Annotated in this window: 12 protein-coding genes and 1 pseudogene; 8 read left to right on the top strand and 5 right to left on the bottom strand. The window is 74.0% G+C overall.

Annotated features, from left to right (window positions below; translation table 11 throughout):
• Window positions 1-60: 60 nt before the first annotated feature.
• Window positions 61-1,257, bottom strand: coding sequence for an acyl-CoA dehydrogenase family protein (locus ACIA8L_RS17490; RefSeq protein ID WP_395905462.1), 1,197 nt, complete (start codon window positions 1,255-1,257; stop codon window positions 61-63).
• Window positions 1,254-2,804, bottom strand: coding sequence for an AMP-binding protein (locus ACIA8L_RS17485; protein WP_395905460.1), 1,551 nt, complete (start codon window positions 2,802-2,804; stop codon window positions 1,254-1,256). The genes ACIA8L_RS17490 and ACIA8L_RS17485 overlap by 4 nt, the downstream gene beginning before the upstream one ends.
• Window positions 2,805-2,916: 112 nt before the next feature.
• On the opposite strand from ACIA8L_RS17485, the gene ACIA8L_RS17480 reads away from it, so the two are divergent.
• The 4 genes from ACIA8L_RS17480 to ACIA8L_RS17465 are packed head-to-tail and all read left to right on the top strand — an operon-like array spanning window position 2,917 to window position 7,176.
• Entirely contained in the window at window positions 2,917-4,122 is a 1,206-nt protein-coding gene (locus ACIA8L_RS17480; RefSeq protein ID WP_395905458.1) for a CaiB/BaiF CoA transferase family protein, read from the top strand.
• Entirely contained in the window at window positions 4,119-4,982 is an 864-nt protein-coding gene (locus tag ACIA8L_RS17475; protein WP_395905456.1) for an SDR family NAD(P)-dependent oxidoreductase, read from the top strand. The genes ACIA8L_RS17480 and ACIA8L_RS17475 overlap by 4 nt, the downstream gene beginning before the upstream one ends.
• Window positions 4,979-6,016, top strand: a complete 1,038-nt coding sequence (locus ACIA8L_RS17470) for a CaiB/BaiF CoA transferase family protein (protein ID WP_395905454.1) — start codon at window positions 4,979-4,981, stop codon at window positions 6,014-6,016. Before ACIA8L_RS17475 ends, ACIA8L_RS17470 begins: the two co-directional genes overlap by 4 nt.
• An 8-nt stretch (window positions 6,017-6,024) precedes the next feature.
• Window positions 6,025-7,176 carry a thiolase family protein gene (locus ACIA8L_RS17465; protein WP_395905453.1) on the top strand — a complete coding sequence of 384 codons (1,152 nt, stop codon included), beginning with the start codon at window positions 6,025-6,027 and terminating at the stop codon, window positions 7,174-7,176.
• Here the strand turns inward: ACIA8L_RS17465 and ACIA8L_RS17460 are convergent.
• A complete protein-coding gene (locus ACIA8L_RS17460) occupies window positions 7,171-7,575 on the bottom strand; it encodes a MaoC/PaaZ C-terminal domain-containing protein (RefSeq protein WP_395905451.1) in 405 nt (134 codons plus the stop codon). The genes ACIA8L_RS17465 and ACIA8L_RS17460 overlap by 6 nt on opposite strands.
• Complete coding sequence (locus ACIA8L_RS17455) at window positions 7,572-8,012, bottom strand: MaoC family dehydratase N-terminal domain-containing protein (RefSeq protein ID WP_395905449.1); 441 nt, start codon at window positions 8,010-8,012, stop codon at window positions 7,572-7,574. Before ACIA8L_RS17455 ends, ACIA8L_RS17460 begins: the two co-directional genes overlap by 4 nt.
• Window positions 8,013-8,038: 26 nt before the next feature.
• Here ACIA8L_RS17455 and ACIA8L_RS17450 point away from each other — a divergent pair.
• Window positions 8,039-8,413: pseudogene (locus ACIA8L_RS17450) on the top strand (MarR family winged helix-turn-helix transcriptional regulator); the annotation flags it as partial.
• Between the two features lie 174 nt (window positions 8,414-8,587).
• Here the strand turns inward: ACIA8L_RS17450 and ACIA8L_RS17445 are convergent.
• Entirely contained in the window at window positions 8,588-9,325 is a 738-nt protein-coding gene (locus tag ACIA8L_RS17445; RefSeq protein WP_395905447.1) for a DUF4142 domain-containing protein, read from the bottom strand.
• A gap of 167 nt (window positions 9,326-9,492) precedes the next feature.
• Between ACIA8L_RS17445 and ACIA8L_RS17440 the strand changes: the two genes are divergently transcribed.
• Genes ACIA8L_RS17440 through ACIA8L_RS17430 form a run of 3 tightly spaced genes read left to right on the top strand, consistent with a single transcriptional unit; the run spans window position 9,493 to window position 12,934 of the window.
• Window positions 9,493-10,206 carry a hypothetical protein gene (locus tag ACIA8L_RS17440; RefSeq protein ID WP_395905445.1) on the top strand — a complete coding sequence of 238 codons (714 nt, stop codon included), beginning with the start codon at window positions 9,493-9,495 and terminating at the stop codon, window positions 10,204-10,206.
• Window positions 10,203-11,669: an NADH-ubiquinone oxidoreductase-F iron-sulfur binding region domain-containing protein gene (locus ACIA8L_RS17435; RefSeq protein WP_395905443.1), complete on the top strand. Its 1,467-nt coding sequence runs from the start codon at window positions 10,203-10,205 to the stop codon at window positions 11,667-11,669. Before ACIA8L_RS17440 ends, ACIA8L_RS17435 begins: the two co-directional genes overlap by 4 nt.
• A gap of 11 nt (window positions 11,670-11,680) precedes the next feature.
• On the top strand, window positions 11,681-12,934 hold the full coding sequence (locus tag ACIA8L_RS17430; protein ID WP_395905441.1) for a hypothetical protein: 1,254 nt from the start codon (window positions 11,681-11,683) through the stop codon (window positions 12,932-12,934).
• Window positions 12,935-12,970 lie beyond the last annotated feature (36 nt).

The raw sequence follows: 12,970 nt of genomic DNA, 5'->3' as shown, positions 1-12,970 counted from the left end.
TAATAGTAACGTCAGTTTTAGTTTTACACCGCTGTAACAGCCGGTCAACTGCCCGAACGGTCAGCGCGGGATCTGTGACCAGGGGGTGTCGCGGGGCGGACCGGGCTCCTTGGGCAGCCCCAGCACCCGCTCGCCGATGATGGTGCGCATGACGTCGGAGGTGCCGCCGGCGATCGTGTAGGCCTGCGACTGCAGCCAGGTCCACACGGGATCGTCCGGGGCCGGTCCGCCGGCCCGGACGAGGTCGGCGTCGTAGACCAGCCCGGCCGGGCCGAGCAGGTCCACCGCGAACCGGGCGATGCGCCGTTCGAGCAGGGCCCGGCGCAGTTTCAGGCCGGACCCGCCCGGGCCCGGCCCGCCCTCGGCCCGGGTCGCCTGGTCGCGCACCGCGGCGATGCGCAGCACCTCGGCGTCGACCCAGAGCCGGGTCAGCTCGGTGCGCCGCCCGGGGTCGGAGCCGGTGCGCCGCCACGTGTCGACGGCCAGGGCGATGGCGCCCGAGCCGCGCTCCCCAACGGACGCGCCGATCACCGACCGCTCGCTCATGAGCATGGTGGTGGCGACCTTCCAGCCCTCCCCCACACCGCCGATCCGGGCGTTGTCGCCGACCCGCACCCCGTCCAGGAACACCTCGTTGAAGTGCGCGCCGCCGGTCAGGTCCCGCAGCGGCCGCACGTCGACCCCCGGGGCGTGCATGTCGATGAGGAACGCGGTCAGCCCGGCGTGCTTCGGGGCGTCCGGGTCGGTGCGGGTCAGGGCGAGGCCGTAGCGGGCGGTGTGCGCCAGGGACGTCCACGTCTTCTGCCCGTCGACGACCCACTCGTCGCCGTCGCGGACGGCCCGGGTGGCGAGGCCGGCGATGTCGGACCCGGCGCCCGGCTCGGAGAACAGCTGGCACCACAGGTCCTCGGCGGTGAAGATCGGCCGGAGCAGCTCGTGCTGGGCCGGAGTGCCGTGGGCCATCAGGGCCGGGGCGACCATGCCGATGCCCATCGGGTTGCGCTCCCAGGACTCGAGCCGGCCGGCCGCCGCGAGCCGGGCATCCACCTCGGCCTGGCGGTCCGGGGCAAGGCCGAGCCCGCCGGCCCCCTCCGGGTGGTGGACCCAGGCCAGGCCGGCGTCGAACTGGGCCCCGAGAGCCGCGGTCCGGTCGGCGCCCTCGGTGTCGCGCAGGAAGTCCGCGACGCGGCGCTGGAGCCGCCGCCGGCCGACTGCGTCTCCCCCGACGAGGCCGGTGTCGCCTGACCGGGCGTTCACTGGATCAGCGTCTCTCGGCCGGCCCAGTACTGGTCCTTGAGCTTGCGCTTGTAGAGCTTGCCGGTGGGCAGCCGGGGCAGCTCGGCCACGAAGTCGACGGAGCGCGGGCACTTGTAGTGGGCGATCGAGGCCCGGCAGAACGCGATCAGCTCGGCCTCTGTCTCCGGCCCCGGCTCGACGCCGTCCGCGAGCTGCACGACCGCCTTGACCGCCTCGCCGAAGTCCTCGTCAGGGACGCCGATGACCGCCGCGTCGTACACCTTGTCGTGGGTGATCAGGAGGTTCTCGGTCTCCTGCGGGTAGATGTTGACGCCCCCCGAGATGATCATGAAGCTCTCCCGGTCGGTGAGGTACAGGTAGCCGTCCTCGTCCAGGTAGCCGATGTCGCCGACCGAGCTGGCGCCGAGCTCGAAGTCGCGGGTCGCCGCGGTCTTGCCGGGGTCGTTGAAGTACTGGAAGCCGGCCGGGCCCTTGAACCACACCGTGCCGGCCACCCCCGGCGGGCAGAGGCTGCCGTCCTCGGCCCGGATGAGCAGCTCACCCAGGGCGGCCCGGCCGACGGTGCCCGGGTGGTCGAGCCACTCCTGGGACCGGCAGAACGTGTAGCCGATCCCCTCGCTGGCCGCGTAGAACTCCAGGATGATCGGGCCCCACCAGTCGATCATCGCCCGCTTGACCGGCGGCGGACATGGAGCCGACGAGAGGATGACGGTGCGCAGCGACGACGTGTCGGCCGCCCGCCGGCGCGCTTCCGGCAGTTTCAACAGGCGCGAGAACATGGTGGGTACCAGCTGTGAGTGCGTCGCGCGGAAGGCGGCCACGAGGTCCAGGTAGCGCTCGGCGTCGAACGACTCCATGACGACCGCGGTGCCGCCGGCCCGCAGCGTCATGGACACGCTGCCCTGCGGGGCCGAGTGATACAGCGGCGCCGGCGACAGGTAGACGCTGTGCTCGTCGAGCCCCCACCGCTCGCGCTGGACCCGCGACCCGAGCGGCTCCTCGGACGGGTGCGCGACGGCGAGGGGGTGGTAGATGCCCTTCGGCCGCCCGGTGGTGCCCGACGAGTAGAGCATCGCCATGCCCAGCTGCTCGTCCGCGATCGGCGCGGCCGGGAGCCCGGCCACCGCCCGCTCGTAGGACTCGAACGGGGGCGGCGGGTCGTCGCAGCCGGCGATCAGCCAGCGCTCGACGCCGGGGCAGCGCTCGGGCAGCTGCCGGGCGACGGCGAGCTTGGCCGCCGACGTGACCACGATCCGGGCCGTGCTGTCGTTGATGATGTAGGCGGCCTCGTCCGGCGCCAGGTAGTGGTTGATGCAGGTGTAGTAGAGGCCGCTGCGCTCGGCGGCCGCCTCGCTCTCCAGCAGGCGCGGGTTGTTCTCCATGAACATCGCCACGTGGTCGCCGAAGCGCAGGCCGCTGCCCCGCAAGAGGTGGGCCAGCCGGTTGGCCGCGGCTTCGTACTCGCCGTAGGTGATCCGGGTCCCGGCCTCCGCCATGATGATCGCCGGCTTGTCCGGGTGGGCCTGCGCGATGGGTGCGGCGTACATGATCGGAGTGTGCCGCAGCCGGGGATTGTGTGCAATAGTGCAGACCGGCGCGGTCAGATTGGCTGTTCTACGAGTATTGCGGCTCAGATTGTGCACATTCAGGGGAGCAATCGTGACAAACCGTGCGGGACCACTGGCCGGCGTCCGGGTGCTGGAGCTCGGCAGCTTCATCGCCGGCCCGTTCGCGGGTCAGCTGCTGGCCGACTACGGCGCCGAGGTGATCAAGCTCGAGCCGCCCGGCGGTGGCGACCCCATGCGCCGCTGGGGTGTGCTCCAGGACGGCCAGAGCCTCTGGTGGCCGGCCATCGCCCGCAACAAGCGGTCGGTCGCGCTGGACCTGCGGCACGAGGACGGCCAGGCCGTGGCCCGGGCCCTGGCCACCAAGTGCGACGTCGTGCTGGAGAACTTCCGGCCCGGCACCCTCGACAAGTGGGGCCTGGGCTACCCGGCCCTCGCCGCGATCAACCCCGGCATCATCGTCGTGCACGTCTCCGGGCTCGGGCAGAGCGGCCCGCGCTCCCGCGAGGCCGGCTTCGGCAGCATCGGCGAGGCCATGGGCGGCCTACGCTTCACGACCGGGGACAGCGGGTCGCGCCCGGCCCGGACCGGCATCAGCATCGGCGACTCCCTGGCCGCGCTGTTCGCCGTCGTCGGCACCTCCACCGCCCTCGTCGAGCGCGCCCGCAGCGGCCGCGGCCAGGAGGTCGACGTCGCCATCTACGAGGCCGTCGCCGCGCTCATGGAGTCGACGATGGTCGACTACGAGCGGGCGGGCGTGCTGCGGACCCGGACCGGCAGCGTCCTGCCGGGCGTGGCACCGTCCAATGTATACACCAGCGCGGACGGGGCCGAGATCGCGATCGCGGGCAACGCCGACGCCGTGTATCGCCGGCTGTGCACGGCCATGGCCCGCCCCGAGCTGGCCGACGACCCGCGCTTCGCGGGCCACGAGGCCCGCGGCCGCAACTCGGCCGTGCTCGACGCGGAGATCGAGCGCTGGACCTCGTCGCTGACCGCCGACGACCTGCTGGGCGTTCTCGCCGAGCACGGCGTGCCGGCCGGGCGGATCTACACCGCGCCGGACATGATCGCCGACCTGCACTACGCGGCCCGCGACATGGTGCTGCGGCCGAAGACCGACGACGGGGAGGCCGGGCCGATGGCCGGCATCGTGCCGAAGTTCAGCCGCACGCCGGGCGAGGTGGCCACGGTCGGCCCGCGCCTGGGCGAGCACACCCGGGCGGTCCTCGGCGCGCTGGCCGGGGTGGACGACGCCGCCTGGGCCGACCTGCTGCGGCGCGGGATCGTGGCCGGATGAGCGCCGCCGTCGTCACCGGGGGCGGGCGCGGCCTGGGCCGGGCCTACGCGCTCACCCTGGCCGCGGCCGGGCACGCCGTCGTCGTCAACGACCTCGGGGACTCCCCGGCCGCCGAGGTCGTGGCCGAGATCGCGGCCGCCGGCGGCACGGCCGTGGCCAGCACCCACGACGTGACGGACTTCGCCGCGGCCGCCGCGCTGATCGCGCTGGCCGCCGACACGTTCGGTGGGCTGGACGTCGTGGTCGCCAACGCGGGCATCCTGCGTGACCGGACCCTGGCCGCGATGAGCGAGGCGGAGTGGGACGACGTCATCGCAGTACACCTGAAGGGCACTTTCGCCGTTGCCCATCACGCCGCCGCACACTGGCGGGCCCGGGCCAAGGCCGGGGAGGCCGTCGACGGGCGGCTGATCACGACGACGTCCGCGTCGGGCCTGTACGGCAACATCGGCCAGTCGAACTACGCGGCGGCGAAGGCCGGGATCGCCGGGTTCACGCTCGTCGCGGCCCAGGAGCTGCGGGCGTACGGCGTGACCGTCAACTGCGTGGCGCCGAGCGCGCTGACCCGGCTGACCGAGGCGCCGCTGCGGCGCTACGAGGGCGAGATCACCGACGCCCGGCGGCACGAGCTCGACCCCGGCTGGGTGGCCCGGGTCGTGGCCTGGCTCTGCGGTCCGGACGCGCGCGACGTCACCGGCCGCGTCTTCGACATCCGGGGCCCGCAGGTCGGCATCGCCTCCGGCTGGCACCTCGAGCCGACCTTCACCCAGCCCGAGGATGCCGATCAGCTCGGCCGGGCTCTACGTGCGGCCGTCGCGGCCGCACCGCCCGCCGCCGACATGGAAGGACAACGCCGATGACCGACGGCATGCTGCGGGGCGTGCGGGTCCTCGAACTGCTCGGCATCGGGCCCGAGCCGTTCGCCGGCATGCTGCTGGCCGACCTCGGCGCCGACGTGCTGGCGCTGCGCCGCCCCGGCCAGGTGCCCGGCGGCGGCGGCCTCGAACGGGGCCGGCCCGTGATCGCCGTCGACCTCAAGGAGCCGGCCACGCTGGAGGTCGTGCGCGGGCTGGTCGCCTCGGCCGACGTCCTGCTGGAGGGCTACCGGCCGGGCGTCGCCGAGCGGCTGGGCCTCGGCCCGCAGGACTGCCACGCCATCAACCCGCGGCTCGTCTACGGCCGGATGACCGGCTGGGGCCAGACCGGGCCCCTCGCGATGCGGGCCGGCCACGACATCAACTACATTGCTGTCACCGGGGCCCTGCACGCCGCCACCCGGACCGGCGGGCCGCCCACGCCGACGGCCAACCTGCTGGGCGACTTCGGCGGCGGCGGCATGTACCTCGTGACGGCCGTGCTGGCCGCGCTCCTCGAACGCGAGCGAACCGGCACCGGGCGGGTGCTGGACGTGGCGATCACGGACGGCACCACATATCTCGCGTCGATGCTGTACGGCATGCGCCGCGACGGGCAGTGGCGGGACGAGGCCGGCACCAACCTGCTCGACACCGGCGCGCCCTACTACGACGTCTACGCCTGCGCCGACGGCCGCTACGTGGCGATCGGCGCCCTCGAGCCGCAGTTCTTCGCAGCCCTCGCCGACCTGCTGGGCCTGGCCGCCGACGTGTGCGCCGACCGCGACGACCCGGCCCGCTGGCCGGCGCTGCGCGAGGCGATCGCCGCGGCCGTCCGCACCCGGACCCGCGACGAGTGGGCCGCGCTCGCCGCCCCCACCGACGCCTGCCTGGCTCCGGTCCTGGACCTCAGCGAGGCCCCGCAGCACGGCCAGGCGGTGGCCCGCGGCAGCTTCGCCGACGGGATGCCCCGCCTGCCGTTCGGCCACGCCCCGCAACCATCATCGGCCGCCGCGCTGGCCTGGCCGCCGCGCTCATGAGGGGAATCATGCAAGACGCCGTGATCGTGGACATCGTCCGCTCCGCCTCCGGGCGCGGGAAGCCCGGCGGCGCGCTGTCCGGGCACCACCCCGTGGACCTCCTCGCCACCGTGCTCCAGGCGCTCGTCGCGCGGACCGGGATCGACCCGGCGCTCATCGACGACGTCATCACCGGCTGCGTCGGGCAGGCCGCCGAGCAGGCGGCGAACATCGGCCGCAACGCCGTGCTGGCCGCGGGCTGGCCGCTGTCGGTGCCGGGCACCACCGTGGACCGGGCCTGCGGCTCCGGCCAGCAGGCGATGCACTTCGCCGCCCAGGGGGTCATGGCCGGGGCGTACGACGTCGTCGTGGCGTGCGGGGTCGAGTCGATGAGCCGGGTCCCGATGGGCACCGCGATGGTCGGCGGCGCCGACCCGTTCGGCCCGGGGGTGGCGGCTCGCCTGTCGCTGGTCTCGCAGGGCATCGCGGCCGAGCTGGTCACCGCTCGCTGGGGATTCAGCCGCGAGCAGCTGGACGCGTACGCCGCCCGGTCGCACCGCCTCGCCGCCGCGACCGCGGACGCCGGCGGGTTCGATCGGGAGATCGTGCCGGTCGGTGCGCACCGCCGCGACGAGACCGTCCGCCCGGCCACGACCGTCGAGGGACTGGCCGGCCTCAAGCCCGCCTTCCACGACCCCGCCCACACCGACGTCGGCTGGCACATCACGGCCGGCAACTCCTCGCCGCTGACCGACGGTGCCGCGGCCGCCCTCATCATGAGCGCGGCGAAGGCGGCCGAGCTCGGCCTGCGGCCGCGGGCCCGGTTCCACGCCTTCGCCCTCGCCGGGGACGACCCGGTGATGATGCTGACCGCGCCGATCCCGGCCACCCGCAAGGTCCTCGCCAAGGCCGGCCTGACCATCGACGACATCGACGCCTACGAGGTGAACGAGGCCTTCGCGCCCGTGCCCCTCGCGTGGGCGGCCGACGTCAAGGCCGACCCGGAGCGGCTCAACCCGCGCGGCGGCGCGATCGCCCTCGGCCACCCGCTCGGCGGCTCCGGGGTGCGGCTCATGGCGACCCTGGTGAACCACCTCGAGCAGACCGGCGGCCGCTACGGGCTGCAGACCATGTGCGAGGCCGGCGGCCAGGCCAACGCCACGATCGTCGAGCGGCTATAGCTTCGGGACCTCGAACACGGCGGTGCCGGCGAGGTGGACCTCGCCGGTCTGCCGGGTCGCCCTGACCTCGACCGTGCAGACCGTGTGCGTCGGGGTCTGCTCCACCGCGGTCACCTCGCCGGTGTAGGTGATGGTGTCGCCGGGCCAGGCGATGGCGCGGAACTGGACCTCGAACCGGCGGACGTTGTCCGGCCCGAGCCGGTCGCCGACGTACGCGGCGAGGACCCCGGCCTGGCGCATCCCGACGGCGAACACCGACGGGAACCCGGCCGCCCGTGCGAACTCGCCGTCGTGGTGGATCGGGTTCATGTCACCGGACGCGCCCTGGTAGCGCACGAAGTCGGTGACGGTGAGCGGCCCCTCGACCAGCGGCTCGAGCGGGCCCAGCACGGCGCTCACTCCGGCGCCTTCTCGGTCACGACCAGGGTGGCGATGGCCTCGGCGACCAGATTGCCGTCGGCGTCGCGAAACTCGGTGACGATGTCGGCGAACTCCAGCGCGCCGCCGCGCCGGCCCTGCTTCGAGTAGACCCGGTCGATCCGCTGCTTGCAGTGCAGCTCCGTCCCGGCCCGCGGCGGGGGGCCGTGGAAGACGTAGCGCTGGCCGGCGTGCAGGACGCGGGCCAGGTCCGGCCCTTCGTCGCCCCAGGGGTCGCTGTCATCCGTCGTCCAGAAGGCGTTCGAGGCCAGGAACGTCGGCGGAGCCACGGGCTCGTCATCGAAGTGCCGCGGATGAGCCGAACCGACGGCGGCCGCGAACTCCCGGATCTTGCCCCGCTCGACCGTCATCGAGTATCCGGCGCCCTCCCGCCCCGCGAACTCCGACATCCGGCTCATCCGCCCACCACCTCAGATTGTGTGCAATGATGCGCTTTTCTCGCTCCATTGATCGATCTCGCGCTCGAATTGTACACAAAACGAGATCGTGTAGAACAGTCGGCATGGAAGCTGAGGACCGGGCCGCGGCCGAGACGCTCGAGGCGCTGCTCGCCGCCAGCCGGGCCCTGGTCGGCATCGCCATCCGGTCTCTCGCCGACATCGACACGGAGGTCACGCTGCCGCAGTTCCGGGCGCTCGTCGTCCTGGCCGAGCGCGGGCCGCAGCGGGCCGCGGACATCTCGGCCGAGCTGCGGGTGGCCGCGTCCACCGCCACCCGCATGTGCGACCGCCTGGTCCGCAAGGGGCTGACCCGGCGGTCCCGCACCGTGGCGGACCGGCGGGTCGTCCGGCTCACGCTCACCCCGGCCGGGCGGGACCTCGTCCGGCGGGTGACGGCCAACCGGCGCGCGCACCTCGCGGCCGTCGTCGCCGCCACCGCCGACGTCTGGCACCCGGCCGTGGCCCCGGCGCTGCGGGCGTTCGCGGCCGCGGCGGGCGAGGTGCCCGAGGAGGAGTGGTGGCTCGGGTTCAACTCATCGGACCGCCCGGGGGCGGAACACCCGGACGGCGTGGGCGGCGCCGATGACGACGGCGGCGATGAGGACGACCCAGACGACGGCGGGGCTGAACCCGCTGCCGGCCTCGGCCCGGCCCTGCGCGGCCTGGACCAGTGAGCCGCCGCCGGCGATGTCGGCCTCGGGCAGGGCGACCGGCGGCAGCTCGCCGAAGCGGACCAGGGTGGTGCTCTCCAGCATCGACATGTGCCCCTCGACGACGGTGTTGGCCTCCTGGGCGACCTTGCGCACGATCTCGTTGCGGGTGCCGGAGCGGACCGCGGAAATGATCGGGAAGATCTTGCCGTGGGCGGCCCGCAGCCGGGTCACGAAGATCTGGTCGAACTCCTGGTTCGACGACGCCCCGCGCATCTCGTCGAGCCAGCCGGCCTGCTGCGCGGTGGGTGTGGTGGGCAGCGTGACGCCGAGCTGGTTGGCCGCGTCGACGACGTCCTGATCGAGCTTGACGTGCTGCTGGGCGATCGTGGCGCCGATCTGGCGCACGATCGGGTGCGCGCCGCGCTCGGCCGCCATCTGCCCGGCCGGCATCTCCCACAGCCCGGCCGTGCGCACGCCGTTGAGCAGGGTCAGGTCGGCGTTGCTCAGCTGCGTCGGGATCGGCGGCCCGGCGAAGGCGAGGGCCGGTGCGGCCAGGGCCGCGACGACGGCGCCGGCGAACACGGCCAGCGCGGCGGCCAGGAGTCGAGTCGTTCTCACACCAGGGAGTTCGGACGCCGGGCCGGGCGAGTTCAAACCGATAGCAATATTTCGCCTATGCAATGAACTCGCGCCGTGACCCTCCCGTACACGCAGACGTGCGAGACAATCTGGTTCGGACGCGCAGCCACCGCGAGGCACGGCCCCGGCGCAGCCCGCTGCCGCTCGTGTTCGCCCTGCTCGCGACCGGCGCCGTGCTGGCCGGCGCCACCTACACGCACGTGGGCCGGCTCGCGACCGCCTACGTGTTCGTGGTCCTGCACTTCTACATCGGCGTCGTCGCGCTGGTGGCCATGTCCCTGACCGTCATGCTCGGCCTGGCCTCCACCGACCGGATCATGCTGGGCATCGGCCGCCGGATCATGCTGCAGGCCGCCCACCGGGCAACGGCGATCATCGCGGTGGCCGCGCTGGGCGTGCACATCGCGGTGAAGGTCCTGGAGGCCCACGCCGCGCTCGGGGACGTCGTGGTGCCGTTCTTCTCGCAGGGCCGGTCGCTGTTCATCGGCTTCGGCACCATCGCCGCCGACCTGATGCTGCTCGCGTACTGGTCCGGCCTGGCCCGCGGCCGCCTCACCGGCCGGGTCCGGCCCTGGGTGTGGCGGCTCCTGCACAGCACCGCCTACCTGTCCTGGCCGGTCGCGATGCTGCACGGGCTCAACGCCGGCCGGACGGCGGCCACCTGGGTCATCGTCAGCTACCTGGTGTGCCTGGTGCTGGTGGGGCTGGGCCTGCTGGTGCGCATCCTGGCCCGGTCCAGCCGCTACGCGATCGGCGTGAAGCCCGGGCCCGTCGCCGGCGGGCTGGGCGGGCCGCTGGCGAGCCCGCCCCGCCAGCGGATCCCGGCCGCCCCGGCCCGGCCGAGCATCGGCTCGCGATGAACCCGGACCAGGTGATGGGTCTGGGCTGTCACGGCCCGGCCCGGCTGCTGGCCGGCGTCCGCGAGCACGGCCGGCTCGACCTGTGGACGCAGACGAAGGTATACGGCGAACTCGAGCCGGTGCCGCTGCCGGAGCTGACTGAACTGGCCGAGCAGGTCCGGCTCGGCGGCCGCGGCGGCGCCGGGTTTCCGTTCGCCCGCAAGCTCAGCGCGGTGGCCGCCTCGGTCCGTCGCCGCAACCTGCCGCCGGTCGTGGTGGTCAACGGTACCGAGGGCGAGCCCGCCGCTTGCAAGGACAAGATGCTGCTCAGCATGGTGCCGCACCTGGTCCTGGACGGGGCGAGGCTGGCCGCGTGGGCGCTGCGGGCCCCGGAGCTGGTGGTGGCCGTCGCCGACGACGGGTTCGCCGAGGAGTCGCTGCTGGACGCGCTGCGGGAGCGGCGGGCGACGGCGATGCCGACCCGGGTGGTGACGGTGCCGCACCGGTTCATCTCCGGCGAGGCCGGTGCCCTGGTCCGCGGCATCAACGGCGAGGCACACATCCCGCCCGGCCGGAAGGTCCGGGCCAGCGACAGCGGCGTCGGCGGGCGCCCCACCCTGGTCTCCAACGCCGAGACCTTCGCGCAGCTGGCGGTGGCCGCGGCGATCGGACCGCGGGAGTACGCGATGTGCGGCACCGAGGAGGAGCCGGGCACCGTCCTGCTGACCGTCACCGGCGCCGCCCGCCGCCCGGGCGTGATCGAGACCCCGACCGGCACCCCGCTCAAGGAGATCCTGCGGGTCTGCGGCGCCCCCACCGGGCAAGGGGTGCTGACCGGCGGGTACCACGGCCGCTGGATCACCCCCGAGGACGCCGGCCAGGCCGAGATCTCCCGCCGCGGCTTCGAGGAGGTCGGCGGCTCCCTCGGCGCCGGGATCATCGTGCCGCTGCCCGACAACACCTGCGCGCTCGGCGAGGTCGCCCGGGTGACGCACTACCTGGCCGCCGAGTCCGCCGGCCAGTGCGGCCCGTGCCGGCTCGGCCTGCCGGAGATGGGCCGTCTGCTGACCGGGGTGCTCGACGGCAGTACGTCCCCGGAGGCGGTCCGGGCCCTGACCGCGGCGATCCGCGGCCGCGGCGCCTGCAGCCACCCCGACGGCACGTCCCGGTTCGTCCTGTCGGCCCTGGAGGTCTTCACCGACGACGTGACCGCACACCTCTACCACCAGGGCTGCGGCCGCCCCGTCCGCGGCCTCCTGCCGATCCCCGACGGCCCGGGCGGCGGCGGGGCGGCGCGGCTCTCGGTGGACTGGAGCAGCTGCGACGGCCACGGCCTGTGCGCGCACATCCTCCCGGAGCTCGTCCGCCTCGACGAGAACGGCTTCCCGTCCATCCCCGACGCCGCGGTGCCGACCTGGCTGGAGCCCCAGGCCCGGCGGGCCGTCGACATGTGCCCGGCGATGGCCCTCCGGATGGGCGTGTGAGACTGGAGCGCGTGGATGCCAAGCGGGTGCAGGGAATCGGGTTCGCCGCGCTCATGGGCGCCGCCGCCGGGGCGGCCCTGACCGCGCATCGCGGGCCGCGGGCGGCCCTCGCCGGTGCGGCCGCCGGGGGTGCGGTGCTGGCCGCGGTCGACGGGGCCGCCCGGGCGTTGCAGCGGCCGAACGAGGTGCCCGCCGTGTGGTCGCGGATCGCGGCCAGTGGTGCGCTCGCCGCGCCCGCGGGCTGGGTCGCCGGGAAGGCCGGGGCGTCACCGCTCGCGGTCGGGGTGGCGGCCGGAGCCGTGGCCGGGGCGATGGGCGTGCGCCCGCACAAGGTGGCCCTCGGCCCCGTCGTCGGGCTCGCGGTCGGTGCGGCCATGCGGCAGCGGCCACCGGCGCAGGTCGCCGCGGCGAGCGTGGTCGCGTTCCGGACCGTGTCGCAGCTGCTGTTCCGGGAGCCCCAGGTGCGGCTGCTCGCCGAGAGCGCCACTGCCGAGCAACTGCCCTTCGTGGTACCGCTGGAAGCCCGGACCCGCTACGTGGGCACCGGCTATGTCCGGGATCTGGCCGCGGTGACCGGCGGCACCTATCAGGAGGCGGCCGCCGACGTCGGCATCGTCGCGAGCCTCGACGCCCTGCGGGGCCCCGACTTCGACCCGGCCGGCGTCGAGCCATTGGTCCGCGAGTTCTACGAGCACACCACCCGCTTCACCCTCGACATCGTGCCCCGCTGGCGGCCCTGGGTCCGCCCCGGCTACCTGCTCTACCGCACGCTCGTGGCCCGCCCCCTCGGCCAGGCCAACGTGCCGATGAACCAGCGCGAGGCCCAGCGCGGCATGCACAGCCGCATCGACACCATCACCGGCACCGACGGCACCATCTCGGCCCGCGGCTGGATCCGGTCCTTCGCGCACAGCGGCGAGCCGATCTACGTCGGCATCTACACCACCTACCGGCACGGTGACCGCGGATACGTCAGCGTCGGCTTCCCCCTGCCGCAGGCCAACTTCACCGCCACCCTGGCACCGCGCGAACGGCCCGGCGGCGGGCTGCGGCTGACCAGCAAGGCCCACGACGGCCAGACCGGGCACTACCTGAGCTACGTCGACGCCGACAGCCGCGACCTGACGACCCTGAGCGTCCCCGGCTTCGCGGAAGAGCTGGACGTCTATGTCGAAGACGGACAACTGCGGGCCGACCACGCATTCTCGGTATTCGGGCTGCCGTTCCTGACCCTCGAATACCACATCTCCCGGAAACGGCCCTGACAGCGTAGTTTCCCGGACGATTTCAGGAGGCACTTC

This window comes from Dactylosporangium sp. NPDC051541 (genome assembly GCF_044454505.1).
Taxonomy (GTDB): Bacteria; Actinomycetota; Actinomycetes; order Mycobacteriales; family Micromonosporaceae; genus Dactylosporangium.
Note: the sequence above shows the minus strand (reverse complement) of the source record. Positions and strands in the feature narration are given on the sequence as shown.